The following is an 11,841-nucleotide window of genomic DNA, read 5'->3' on the forward strand; positions in this document are numbered from 1 at the left end:
ACGTTCGCTTTTCCCCCAAAAGAAAAAGCCCACATAATTCTCGGGCTTCCACAATCATTCACCTGTAAATTTAAAATTGAAATCCTTGACCGGCCAATATCGAACATCCACTTTACCAACAACGTTTTCAACCGGTATATAACCAAAGTGACGGCTGTCAGCACTTTCAAGACGATTATCACCCATGACAAAAAGCTTGCCTTCCGGAACTTTGGTCATGTCCGTCAATTCTTTTAATGTAAAATCACCCGTAAAATCCTGTCCTGGGAAACCTTCCTTGAATTTCTCAAGATAAGGCTCATCCACTTTCTTACCATTTACATATAGCCAATCATCTTTATAATGAATACGGTCGCCTGCAACCCCTATAACCCGCTTAACATAATCTTCTTGTGAATTCGCATGAAAAACAATAATGTCAAAACGGTTGATATCATGAATCTGGTAATTGATTTTATTCACAACAAGTTTATTTCCATCTTCAAGGGTCGGCTGCATCGACTTTCCTTCAACATCATAGCTTGAAAAGAGAAATGTACGGATTAAGATGTAAATAACAAAAGCTATCATCGCTGGTTTTATCCAATCGGATAAAGAATTCTTGTTTGTTTTTTCCATCTAGTTCAACCCCTACTGCATTTATATATTAATTTATTGTCCTTCTTCTCTCTTCATGCTTCTATTTAACCGGACTTCCAATCTTTTCCCCACATACCATAGGATGAAGATGACGATTCCGATAATGACCGTTCGCACCGGTTTATGAATTAAGGATACTAAATCGTAACCCACGAAACTGATCGTAAAAATCATCACCGCTTTCCCTCCCACTACTGCAAGTCCATATTGCAGGGTACTGACTTTTGAAAGTCCTGCCACGATATTAACGATAGCAGAAGGTGTAAAAGGGAAGCAGAGCAATATGAACAAAGGACCGAATCCATGGCTCTCAACCCAAACCATCAACCTCTGCACCTGTTTATGCTTTTGCAAAAATCGGAAAAACCTCATTTGACCATATCTTCTAATAATCCAAAAAAGCAAAAAAGACCCCGCTACCGCACCAATCCAAGAAAATAAAAACCCCCACCAGAGACCAAAAGCCGTTGCATTGGCAAGCACGAACACCACTAAGGGCAAAAAAGGCAAAAAAGCTTCCAGCATCGGCAGTAAGATTCCGGGAATTGGACCGAATGAGCGATATTGCTGAATAAGTGCCGATATATGATCAAGTGTAAACCACTCACGTATAGTATCCAAATCCATAATTATCTCCCTCGACATGCTGCCATCAAAGCAGCATAAACTTATTAAAAACTGTTTATTTTAGATATATCACTTTCCCCTGAAATTGCAAGAATTATTATCCATATATCTTCATACTTTCCCTATCTCCGGAAAACATAATCTTGTTAACGAATATTTCTAGATTTATCAAAATTGCTTGCATATACACTGAAAATACATTAGGATAAAAAAATAGAACAAATGTTCTCGTTTTTTTCACGGAATATACATATTATTATTGAAAACGTACTATTTAGAAAGGGGCGGTCATGATGACCCGCATTCCAGAAGGTGACCGAAATATGATTGAAAAAGCCATCTACCTCCCTATGGTTATTACAGTCTTAAACCTGGATCTCAAGGTCATCGAAATTAGTCCGTTTAAATTAAAAAGGCCCTATTCGGAGCTAGTCGAACATACTTTAAAAGTGGTTCAAGACGAACTTGCCGAGGTACGGCGCTATTTGCGCAAAGAGAATATTAAGGTTAGTGAAATCAAACGCGATGAATCCTTCACGATGTATTGTTTTTTATATAAAGGATACGAGGAACATCATAATTATTTCAATCCCCGCCTTCGCAACAAAACCGAAGACTTGTTATGTTATTACTTTTTCGAAAAAAACCACCGTTCAAGGAATTAGCGGGCGGGTACAGGCATCCTCCATACATGTTTCTGTGAATGTGGATGCTTGGATCCTTCGGGAAGGGACAGATCCCTTGGATGTAAAAAGTATGACCACAAAAAAGCATTCCGCCCTTCCAGGCATAAAGGTAAGTGAGTCTTTCATGATCAAGACCGATAAGACTCACTTACCTCCATTCACCTGTTTGAATATTCCATAATCATAATTTAATCGGCTTGTTAAAACCATGGATTCATCTTTATGAATATTACTTTTCGCTCAAGGCATAACCTATGTAATCAAGTGCCTACTGAATATCCTTAACCATTTTAGTTTTGAGATTCTTCAAATAAAAGTTATTTACATGCTCCTTTACAAAGGTTGGAGTCGCACCCATTATGATTGTCTCTGCCCCATCAAACCAAGAGCACTAATCATCTTGAAGAGAAGGATAGGAAAACAGTTATCTTGAACAAGGAGCTTAAAGTAAACCAATATCATGATCCGCCGCAGAATGTAACACGCATTCATGATTTCCCCTGATCGATTGCCTTCAACAATTCCCTGTGTCGGAAAAATGAAATACCTTTAATACGATGGGGACGCTTAAAAAGCCCATGATATCCTTTGTTTGATTGATCTATGCCATGTGGGATGAAATGTCTGCCATGGATTTCAGATAGATAATTCTTCTTCTGGAAAATACCTTTTACAATTAACTGAATTACTTCAAGCTCCCTTGTTATGGCATCCTTCATTAAATTCACTCTATGCATAGCATCGCCTTTGTTCTTAATGATTAAACGGCAGAATGTCCCTCCATATTCGACGCTGTATCCTTCTGGTATACACTCCTCTTCCTCATTATAGGAAATGAGGACTGTCAATCGCCGTTTTACATAAGCCGTTCGCACAATTACTGCTTACTGATCAGGGCAACACTTTCAAGGAAACAGTCCTTAACGATTAATAGGTCGGGCTCGTTTGTTCAATATTAATCGACAATTTAATTTCCATTCATCTATTATAACTATACGTCAACACTATCATTTTAGTGTCAGTACAACGTTATTGAAAAAGATGTTAATTGAATATCCATACCTAGTATTATCTACTAGTAGCGATTTCTTAATATAAAACGTATAAAACAAAAGAGTTCCAGAAAAATAATAACCTTTTTCGAACAGTTTGTGAAACACTGAACAAAAGGTGCATCGTCGGTGTCTATTGTCTATTATATTATGTATCAAGGAGTCAATCGTTAAAGAAACTTATACCCCATGTTTTGATCGTAAAAAATTTTCCCAACCTTTATTTCTTATAAAAACCATGCAATGTTTTATTTGCATGGTTTAATTCGTAGCCAAAAGGGTTTCCATCTAAATTTTGAAACAAAGTTGGTTGGAACGAAAAGTGCGAGACTCATGCGGGAAATGCGTGTCCAAGGGAGACCACGCAGGTGCAAAGACGCCGAGGATGCTCATGGACCGCCCGCGGAATGCAAGTGCCTGGAGTGGAAACCAACGTTTAATTGTACAAATTCTAAAAAAACAGTAAACAAACTCGTCAACATACTCTTTAACAAAATATTTTGTTGGTAATCCTAACTTTCTATATTACGTTCAACTGCAGATACGCAGCCCTCGTTTAATAGTGCCAACTTCACACTTTCAACATTCTTCTTAATAAAATTTTGAGGAAAATAGATTTTCTATTGATTGAATCTGTGAAATAATGTTTTTTTCATTTTGATTCAAGAGAATTCACAAGACAATTAATCACCCAGGATCATTTTACCTAACCATAGATTTAGATGACTTTGCCCTTTTTTTACCACGAATAAAAACCGTGTCCAAATTCCAATTTTTCCGGTTTTACATGGTAAATTATTTGGAGGGGAAAAATGAAGAAAATAAATATTCTACTGGTTGCTGTGCTTGTTTTGTCTTTATTCACTGGACTTAAAACAACTGAGGCAGCCTCAAATGTAAAGGTACATTTCATCAATGTTGGACAAGGAGATTCAATCCTTATACAAACCGGCAATGAAAACGTTTTAATCGATGGCGGCGGTAAAGGAAAGGGCGCCGAAGTTGTTGCCTACCTAAAAAAACAAAAGGTAAAAACACTTAGCGCAGTATCCACTCACCCAGATTCGAATCATGTTGGCGGTCTGGCTTATGTGATTAAATCGCTTAATGTAAAATCTGTGTATGCCCTAAAATTTCTCATACTACCCAGGCATACAAAGACTTTTTAACGGCTGTTAAGAAGAAGAAGCTTACAATAAAAAAAGCGAAGACTGGCGTGGAAATCAACACTAAAGCAAAGGATTGTTCCCTTAAATTCATTGCACCTGTTAAAGACTATGCTAAGTCTGACTTAAATAATTGGAGTGCTGTCCTGTTACTTAAACACAGCAAAAAAACATTCTTGTTTACAGGTGATGCCGAAGAAAAGGCAGAGAAAGATATGCTGGCTAAAAAACTGGTACCAGTGTTGATGTACTTAAAGTAGTCCATCATGGAGCAAAAACATCGACAAGTTCAGCTTTCATTAACAAAACAAAACCGAAATATGCTGTAATCAGTGTAGGGAAAAACGGCTATGGGCACCCTACTTCCACTGTTGTAAAACGGTTGAATTCAGTGAAAGCTAAAACTTATCGTACAGATAAATCAGGTAACATTATTTTTACTTCTACAGGTCAGAAAATTACTGTAAAGACGGTGAAATAAATGGTACAAGGAATTATTGATCGCTTCGAAGGAAAGGTAGCTGTCGTGTGAAATCGATGGTGGTGACATGAAGGATTTCCCTAAAAGTGCTCTTCCCAAGGAGCAAAATTAGGAGATATGCTGAATATCGATGGTGATACTATCACGATTTCCAAAGAAGGCACTGAAAAATTAAGAAAAGAAATTGACGATTTAATGGATGAATTATTTGAAGATTAATTCCAGGGCCCTTCTTTAATAAGAAGGGCTTGCTTAATTTTGAATGATTCGGCGTTTGCATTCTTCTATGGTTTTTCCCTGAACCCCCTCTTATCGAGGTATATACTTTGAGATTACTTCTGAAGCCTTGGCTCCATTAGCATCAGTGAACAGATAAAAGGATTTCCTCTTTGTTTCCTCAATCCTCTGGATTAATTTCGTTTTTAAAAAAGATGTCCGGTGCAGCTGGTTTTCGAAAGAGCTGCATGATACTGCTATATCGATGGTTTGTCTATTCCTGAATGTGATGGTTGTATGTTTGGAATCCAGGCGATCATAGGATACCACATGCTCATGTGATAACCAGATGCATTGAGGACGCAACGGAGATGTAGTTGGAAAGAAGAATATCGAACTGGTCGGATCAATCGCGATCGGTGCTTTATGCGTGATGTTTATGAGCTGTTTCGTGCCTTGCTTGCGTCCTTCATAACTTGATCCGAAGAACTCGCAGCTTCTCTTAATTATTTCCATAGGTTTAAACGGGGAGATGAACTCGTCCTCCATTTCAACGATACGGGCATATATTTTACTGCCGTAATTGATTGGCGAAACCATTAGTGTATGTGGCGTGATTTCATATTCCTCGATGATTCCCTGATTGTTTTCCTTCATTTTTAATCCACCTCTTCCTCATTGCTAAACTCCGCTTTCACTTTACCAAAGCTTATATTCTTGATTGCTTATACCCTTCCTTTCCTGTCCAAGAAGAGTGAAGGGAGATAGTAAATGTATGTTAAATCACTCACTATAATAGCACAACCCTTAAACATAAAAAGCAAGTTCACAAAAAATTAAAAATTCTTTTATATAGTGGCTTTTTCGTCATCTAAACGACACATTCTCTATTAAAATTTAAATTTTTAAAATTTTCAGTTGATTTTATCCGCTCAAATCCATATAATAATAAAAAGGGTCAGGGGTGGTAACTTTGAAAAATGAAAAATCTTATTCAGAGTCAGTGAAGTCCTTATCAATGAGCGAAATGAAAAACGATGCCGTGGTTCAGGGAATGTTAATTGATATGATTATTCAGGAAGCCGTCCTTACTACCAAAAAGAATATCCTTGCAAAACAGATCGATGAAGCCTTGGATATGAAAAACAAACCTTTATTCTTAAAACTAAGTTCTGAAATGAACGTTTTACTAAAACAATTTGGAAATTAACATTAAGATCAGAAAAGCCTCCCATAATGTCGGGAGGCTTTTCTAATTATCATTACTCTTTATGAAACATCCCCATGACCTCGGCAGTTTCGGTTATATTAACAAAAGCATTCGGATCCACTTCTTTTATCATCGTTTTTACATCGGTTAACTGATAACGTGTAATGACTGTCATCATTACTTTGCTCTTTTCTCCAGAATATGCACCTTCACCATCCATGACTGTAATTCCACGATATAGGTTGGTCAGGAGCTTCGTTTTCATTTCGTCACTCTTTTTGGTAACGATCATTAATGTTAATTTAATGTGATTGGAATGGATCGTATCGATCACCTTTCCTGCTGCATAAATGGAAATCAGCGTATATAATGCGGCATCCCAACCAAAGATGAATCCTGAGATAACCACCACAACTCCATTCATCACCGAAAGCAATGTACCAAGTGGAAAGTCGCTCTTCTTCGCCAATAGCATGGCAATGATATCAAAACCGCCCGAAGACCCCGAAGCACGAAAGATGATGCCTATGCCAAACCCCGATATGATTCCGCCAAATAAAGAAGACAAAATCGGTTCAGTGGATATTCCGTGAACTGGAATGAGGTATAAACTGACCGAAATCACGACAACTGATAATATCGTATAGGTTATAAAGCGTCTCCCTAATTTCAAGTACCCAAGAATCAGCAACGGCAGGTTCAACAGGAAATTCAATATCCCTGTGTTGACTGGGGTGATGATTCCGAACATGATCGCAAGTCCACTAAGTCCGCTGCTTAAAATTAAATGGGGTATCAAAAATAAGTTGTAGGCTACTGCAACAAGCACTGAGCCTATAGTGATGAAAAGTACATTATACATATCCGATCTCCTTAAAACGAACTGGGAATTTAATTTATTATAGTTGAGAACCTAAGATTTTTTAAAAAAATAGTTTTTTCTGAAAACATCTACAAATTCCCACTTTCCAAAGAAAAAAAGCCAGCTGGTTTTCAGCTGGCTTTCAATCTCCCTTTGTATCTGCATTTTCAACCGTTGAAATCCGCTCGAGCATGGTTGGATGGGAATATCGCAGCCATTTAACCAGGAATGGCGGGTTGACCTGACTCAATCCCGACCTCGTGAGTTCCTGGAACGTCGTGATTGCTGATTCTTTATCCCCGGTCATTTCAATGGCATAACGGTCAGCCCTTGTTTCTTGATATCTGGAAACATAATTGGACAGCGGGCTTGAAGCAAAGAGCAGCACAGACGTTATTAAAAGAAATAATGGGAGAGAAGAAATGCTGTCAACCGAACGGATCTTTAATTGATGTCCCCAGCGACCAATGATAAAATTCATGATTTTCGATGTCAGCCACAAACCGATTAAAGTCAGTCCTAAATAACCTGCAATCCCTATATAAATGTGCTTTTCCACATAATGAGCCATTTCATGTGCCATGATAAAAAGGATTTCATCTTCTTTCAGTTTGTTCAAGGTCGTATCCCAAAGGACTATTCTTGAGTTGGAACCTATGCCGGTCACGTATGCATTCAAGGCATTGGTCTTTTCCGCCATATTTACTTCATACACGTGTTCAGCCGGAATCTCAGCCTGTGAGGCAAGTGCCAATATTTCCGTTTCCAGCTCTTTATTTTTGAGCGGATAGAATTCATTGTAGAGCGGATCAATCAATACAGGCTGAACAAACATCAGGAACAAGGTAAATGGAATGGACAGCATCCAAGCATAGAGCCACCACTTCTTCACACTTTTCTTCATTAACCAATATAAAACGGAAACGATGATGAACATCATCCCAAAATTCACCCAGAATTCGATGACTCCATCCTTCATCCACGAGGTGAAACTTTGTGTACTTATGTGGTAACTCTTGCTCATCCGATATCCAATGAAACTGATTGGAAACAGTGCCAGGTAAGAAATAATGGAAAGCCAGAATAAGTAAATGCCCGTTCTGATCGCTTTCAGTCTCGAGACTGCCATTGACGATTTTTCAAATGCCTTTGAAAAACCGAATAATAAAATGAAGAAATACAGCAGCCATTCATATGGCGTGGATACGAAAAAAATAAAATTCCGCAGTCCTGAATACTCTTCGCTAAGCTTTAGTTCCCTTGCATTCAGGAATGTTGCCGGATCTGCTGCAGTTCCACGCAAAGCTTCGGGAATGGTGGTATCAGCTCCATAAAAAATATACCAATACATCGCTGCTGCATATAGGATATATAATATAATCGCTCTTCCAGCCCATTTTCTAACCATGATGCCCCTCCTTAAACGAATCTCCCTCTTAATAGTTTAATCCAAAATGGACAGGTTAGAACCGGATTTCCCTTCAATATCATTCATCCCTTATAATCTCCATCATTTTGTTGATTTTTTATTCTTTATTATCAACCTTAAGATCTCACAGAATACACCTCCAGCCAAAAATGCACATCCGGGATTGGAGGCGGAATGATGATCAGAGACACTAAAAAAACAGAGGGATGGGAGGTTTAAGGCAACGACGAATTTGTCCCTTTGCCGCCACTTAATTGCTTAGATGAAAATCGTTTCACCAAAGGTTTTGGTAATGGCATTATGAAAGACGCCGATTAACGGAACGGCAGGGCATGTGTAGTCATCCCTTCATCCCGCTTTTTTGAAAACTATACAAAAGTGCCATAAGCTCCGGTCGATTATTAACATTCAGTTTTCTGTAAATACGGCTTATATAGTTTTTTACCGTGCCGATCGATAGAAAAAGTTTTTCTGAAATTTGCTGATTCGTTTCGCCTTGGGTTAGCAGGATAAGCAGTTCATGCTCGCGTTTAGAAAAGACCCCCAATTTTTCTATTGCCTTTTCCAAAGTCACTTGTGATCTTTCAACATCCTGCTGCAGCTTTTTCATTAATATTGATTTAAATGAGGCAGGATAAACTATCTGACCGTTGGCACATTGACGGATTGCCGACATCACTTGTTTCATTCCGCCATCCTGTAACACATAACCTGCTGCACCATGGCATATGGCTTCGATAAGATAATGATTTTCTGAATAGGCAGTAAAAATGAGGAAAGGAGTGAATGGATATTTTTCCTTCAGGATTTGCATGACTTCCTGTCCATACTTTCCTGAAGACCGGGCATCAATAAGAATGACATCTGGCATGGCTGATGAATGATCAGAATCAAGAAGGTCCATTTCATTTCCTGTCTTCCCCATGACCTTAATGTCATCTTCTTTTTCGATGATTCCCTCAAGTCCTCCCTGACCACCATATATCATTAGCTTAATCGACTTCATAACCTCACCTGTTACTTTCTTTATTTGTTATTAATCCGATAATTTTTTGTAATTGTCCGCCGCAAGTAGTTCTATTGGTCTATATTTTACATCATTAATTTACCTGTAACAAATTTAAACTGTTAAATGCTTTAAAAAGTGCTCCTTCTGACAATAAAAAGGCTATCAACCCGTTTGACTTCAGGATGATAGCCTTTTTCTTTGTTCCTCATCTATGAGAGTATCAAGTTTCATGATGCTTTCCTTTGCCCGGGGAAAATCAATTTTGCGATAATGGTGTTTTCCACCTTCTTCTTCATCTTTTTCGTCGGCCCATTTGACGACTTGCTGAAGCGGTGTGCGAATAATATCATTTGAAGGTAAGAACGAATCGGTGTGAAATAAAATGGCGAGGGAAATGGTCTTTGCCTTTATCGGATTTTCTCCCAAGCGGATTAATAGTTTATGTGCTCGTTCTGCTCCTTTGATCGGGTGAATATCATTTTGTTTATATAGATCATAATCCCATTTACCATTGCGATACCAGGTGAAATGACCCATATCATGCAAAAGTCCAGCTTTGGCAGCAATATCAGGGTCGACATTATATTCATTTGCTAAGTGAAACGCATGGTATGCTACCGCAATCGCATGTGCCAGACCTGAACGGTTCAAGTATTTTTGAGCAATGGGATGTGTAAAAATATCCAAAAGCTTTACATCTCTCATCTAACCCCTCCTTACAATTTTGTGGAAATTTTTAATGACAATGATAACTCTTTTCGAAACAAGAATCAAGGTTTTAAGTTCTTCAATATATTTTATGCATCCTCATACACTTTGGTTGTACAAAAAAAAAGGACCATTGCCAGTTATAGGCAATGATCTCCTCATGATCAATGTAATTCAGTTTTGCAGTACATGGTTTTTCAAGGAACGTCGCAAAATTTTACCAGTCGCGTTTTTTGGAAGTTCATCCAAAAACTCAATTTTTTCCGGTACCTTATATTTGGCCAAGTGTTCCATGCAATAGGCAAGCAGCTCTTCCTCGGTCAAAGCATTGTTTTTCTTTACCACAAAGCATTTAACCACTTCCCCCTGATTGGGATCGGGAACGCCGATGGCTGCTGCCTCAACTACTTCAGGATGGGCATACAAAACCTCCTCCACTTCACGTGGATAGACATTATAGCCACCGACGATGATAAGCTCCTTTTTACGATCTACAATGAAAAAATAGCCTTCATCATCCATCCTGGCTAAATCGCCTGTATATAACCAGCCATTTTTCAAGACAGCGGCTGATTCTTCAGGCATTTTATAATAACCCTTCATTACATTCGGACCTCTGACAATCAATTCCCCTACCCCATTGATCGGAACTTCTTCTCCAAGCTCATTGACCACTTTGTTTTCCACCCTAAGGATGGAGGTTCCGATGGAACCCGCCTTCCTAGGACGGTCCAAAGGATTGAAGCAGGTAACAGGGGAAGCTTCGGATAAGCCATATCCTTCTGAAACCCTGACATTAAATTTCCGCTCGAATGATTCAAGCAGGGACACTGGCATGGCGGATCCGCCCGAGATGCATATCCGCAACGACTTCAAAGCATCCTCTTTCGCATCTGGATATTGGAAAAGAAAGTTATACATCGTAGGCACTCCAGCAAAAACGGTCGCTTCGTATTTTTTGACTTGCCTGAATATTTCCTTTGGACTGAATTGCGGGACAATTAAAAGCGTACCACCGCTTATCAACGGGGCATTCACAACTACCGTTAAACTGAAAACATGGAACATTGGCAATGTCGTAATGACACGGTCACTTTCCGTGATTTTTAAATATTCCCCAATATCATGTGCATTGGAGTAGATATTGGCATGTGTGAGCATGGCCCCCTTTGGTTTCCCCGTAGTTCCCGAGGTATAGAGTATGATTGCCGTATCTTCAGGATCCAGTTCTGGACCTTTAAACCCGTCATCCCCCGATTCGACCATTTTTGTAAACGATTTCATTTTTTGATAGATGTTAAATTTGCTAATCTCCCCATTATCCGGCTGCGTTTCACAAATTACATATTGTTCGACGCTTGAGAGGGTTGGGTTCATTTTCTCTAATAAGGGTAAAAGCTTGTCTAATGCCACAACAACCTTTACATCGCCATTATTCAGGATGTAACCAATCTCGTCAGGTGTGTAAATGGGATTGACGGGAATTACGGTCGCCCCTGCTCGCATAGCTCCATACAACGAAATGATGAAATGTGGAGAGTTGCCTAATAACAGCGCAATGTTATCACCCTTTGTAACACCAAGCCTATGTAATTCGTCTGCGAACTTCGTAACGGCCTTATCCAATTCCCCATATGAAGTGGATTGATCCACAAAGTAATATGCTGGCTTATCCGCCTTTTTTAAAGCCATTTGATGAAGCCGTTCAGATAAATTCATCTTTCTCCCTCCCCTGCAAATAGCATGAATGAATAGT

Annotated in this window: 11 protein-coding genes and 2 pseudogenes; 4 read left to right on the plus strand and 9 right to left on the minus strand. The window is 38.9% G+C overall.

Going from position 1 to position 11,841, the window contains the following annotated elements:
- Nucleotides 1-54 precede the first annotated feature (54 nt).
- Together lepB and ACIQYG_RS06975 are read right to left on the minus strand one after the other, a co-directional pair.
- A complete protein-coding gene (gene lepB, locus ACIQYG_RS06970; RefSeq protein WP_402836553.1) occupies nucleotides 55-618 on the minus strand; it encodes a signal peptidase I in 564 nt (187 codons plus the stop codon).
- Nucleotides 619-651: 33 nt separating this feature from the next.
- A complete protein-coding gene (locus ACIQYG_RS06975; RefSeq protein ID WP_402836555.1) occupies nucleotides 652-1,266 on the minus strand; it encodes a TVP38/TMEM64 family protein in 615 nt (204 codons plus the stop codon).
- A gap of 293 nt (nucleotides 1,267-1,559) precedes the next feature.
- On the opposite strand from ACIQYG_RS06975, the gene ACIQYG_RS06980 reads away from it, so the two are divergent.
- Nucleotides 1,560-1,931, plus strand: a complete 372-nt coding sequence (locus tag ACIQYG_RS06980) for a YhjD family protein (protein WP_402837156.1) — start codon at nucleotides 1,560-1,562, stop codon at nucleotides 1,929-1,931.
- Nucleotides 1,932-2,440: 509 nt separating this feature from the next.
- Here ACIQYG_RS06980 and ACIQYG_RS06985 read toward each other — a convergent pair.
- Nucleotides 2,441-2,827, minus strand: coding sequence for a hypothetical protein (locus tag ACIQYG_RS06985; RefSeq protein ID WP_402836557.1), 387 nt, complete (start codon nucleotides 2,825-2,827; stop codon nucleotides 2,441-2,443).
- Between the two features lie 989 nt (nucleotides 2,828-3,816).
- Between ACIQYG_RS06985 and ACIQYG_RS06990 the strand changes: the two are divergent.
- Together ACIQYG_RS06990 and ACIQYG_RS06995 are read left to right on the plus strand one after the other, a co-directional pair.
- Nucleotides 3,817-4,651, plus strand: a pseudogene (locus tag ACIQYG_RS06990) (ComEC/Rec2 family competence protein).
- A gap of 108 nt (nucleotides 4,652-4,759) precedes the next feature.
- A pseudogene (locus ACIQYG_RS06995) lies at nucleotides 4,760-4,870 on the plus strand (DUF3006 domain-containing protein); the annotation flags it as partial.
- Nucleotides 4,871-4,960: 90 nt separating this feature from the next.
- Here the strand turns inward: ACIQYG_RS06995 and ACIQYG_RS07000 are convergent.
- On the minus strand, nucleotides 4,961-5,524 hold the full coding sequence (locus tag ACIQYG_RS07000) for a competence protein ComK (RefSeq protein WP_402836559.1): 564 nt from the start codon (nucleotides 5,522-5,524) through the stop codon (nucleotides 4,961-4,963).
- A gap of 316 nt (nucleotides 5,525-5,840) precedes the next feature.
- Between ACIQYG_RS07000 and ACIQYG_RS07005 the strand changes: the two genes are divergently transcribed.
- Nucleotides 5,841-6,077: an IDEAL domain-containing protein gene (locus ACIQYG_RS07005; RefSeq protein WP_251437004.1), complete on the plus strand. Its 237-nt coding sequence runs from the start codon at nucleotides 5,841-5,843 to the stop codon at nucleotides 6,075-6,077.
- A 52-nt stretch (nucleotides 6,078-6,129) separates the two neighbouring features.
- On the opposite strand, the gene ACIQYG_RS07010 is transcribed toward ACIQYG_RS07005, so the two are convergent.
- The 5 genes from ACIQYG_RS07010 to ACIQYG_RS07030 all read right to left on the minus strand — a co-directional run bounded on the left by ACIQYG_RS07010 (nucleotide 6,130) and on the right by ACIQYG_RS07030 (nucleotide 11,804).
- Nucleotides 6,130-6,939: a YitT family protein gene (locus ACIQYG_RS07010; protein ID WP_251433446.1), complete on the minus strand. Its 810-nt coding sequence runs from the start codon at nucleotides 6,937-6,939 to the stop codon at nucleotides 6,130-6,132.
- Between the two features lie 142 nt (nucleotides 6,940-7,081).
- Nucleotides 7,082-8,347 carry a M48 family metallopeptidase gene (locus ACIQYG_RS07015; RefSeq protein ID WP_402836563.1) on the minus strand — a complete coding sequence of 422 codons (1,266 nt, stop codon included), beginning with the start codon at nucleotides 8,345-8,347 and terminating at the stop codon, nucleotides 7,082-7,084.
- Nucleotides 8,348-8,708: 361 nt separating this feature from the next.
- The gene (locus tag ACIQYG_RS07020) at nucleotides 8,709-9,374 is read right to left on the minus strand and encodes a LuxR C-terminal-related transcriptional regulator (protein ID WP_402836565.1); all 666 of its coding nucleotides are present in this window, start codon (nucleotides 9,372-9,374) and stop codon (nucleotides 8,709-8,711) included.
- 180 nt (nucleotides 9,375-9,554) lie between these two features.
- Nucleotides 9,555-10,082 carry an HD domain-containing protein gene (locus ACIQYG_RS07025; RefSeq protein ID WP_034314654.1) on the minus strand — a complete coding sequence of 176 codons (528 nt, stop codon included), beginning with the start codon at nucleotides 10,080-10,082 and terminating at the stop codon, nucleotides 9,555-9,557.
- Nucleotides 10,083-10,259: 177 nt separating this feature from the next.
- Nucleotides 10,260-11,804 (minus strand): fatty acid--CoA ligase family protein, encoded by a 1,545-nt coding sequence (locus ACIQYG_RS07030; RefSeq protein WP_402836568.1) that lies wholly within the window; start codon nucleotides 11,802-11,804, stop codon nucleotides 10,260-10,262.
- Between the last annotated feature and the right edge of the window lie 37 nt (nucleotides 11,805-11,841).

The organism is Peribacillus sp. NPDC096622, assembly GCF_044762665.1.
GTDB lineage: Bacteria > Bacillota > Bacilli > Bacillales > DSM-1321 > Peribacillus > Peribacillus frigoritolerans_B.

What these genes read in the sequence shown, in the direction of transcription:
- ACIQYG_RS07000 (WP_402836559.1), bottom strand. Translation starts at nt 5,524, where the DNA reads ATGAAGGAAAACAATCAGGGAATCATCGAGGAATATGAAATCACGCCA.
- ACIQYG_RS06975 (WP_402836555.1), bottom strand. Translation starts at nt 1,266, where the DNA reads ATGGATTTGGATACTATACGTGAGTGGTTTACACTTGATCATATATCG.
- ACIQYG_RS07020 (WP_402836565.1), bottom strand. Translation starts at nt 9,374, where the DNA reads ATGAAGTCGATTAAGCTAATGATATATGGTGGTCAGGGAGGACTTGAG.
- ACIQYG_RS07010 (WP_251433446.1), bottom strand. Translation starts at nt 6,939, where the DNA reads ATGTATAATGTACTTTTCATCACTATAGGCTCAGTGCTTGTTGCAGTA.
- ACIQYG_RS07025 (WP_034314654.1), bottom strand. Translation starts at nt 10,082, where the DNA reads ATGAGAGATGTAAAGCTTTTGGATATTTTTACACATCCCATTGCTCAA.
- ACIQYG_RS07030 (WP_402836568.1), bottom strand. Translation starts at nt 11,804, where the DNA reads ATGAATTTATCTGAACGGCTTCATCAAATGGCTTTAAAAAAGGCGGAT.
- lepB (WP_402836553.1), bottom strand. Translation starts at nt 618, where the DNA reads ATGGAAAAAACAAACAAGAATTCTTTATCCGATTGGATAAAACCAGCG.
- ACIQYG_RS06980 (WP_402837156.1), top strand. Translation starts at nt 1,560, where the DNA reads ATGACCCGCATTCCAGAAGGTGACCGAAATATGATTGAAAAAGCCATC.
- ACIQYG_RS07015 (WP_402836563.1), bottom strand. Translation starts at nt 8,347, where the DNA reads ATGGTTAGAAAATGGGCTGGAAGAGCGATTATATTATATATCCTATAT.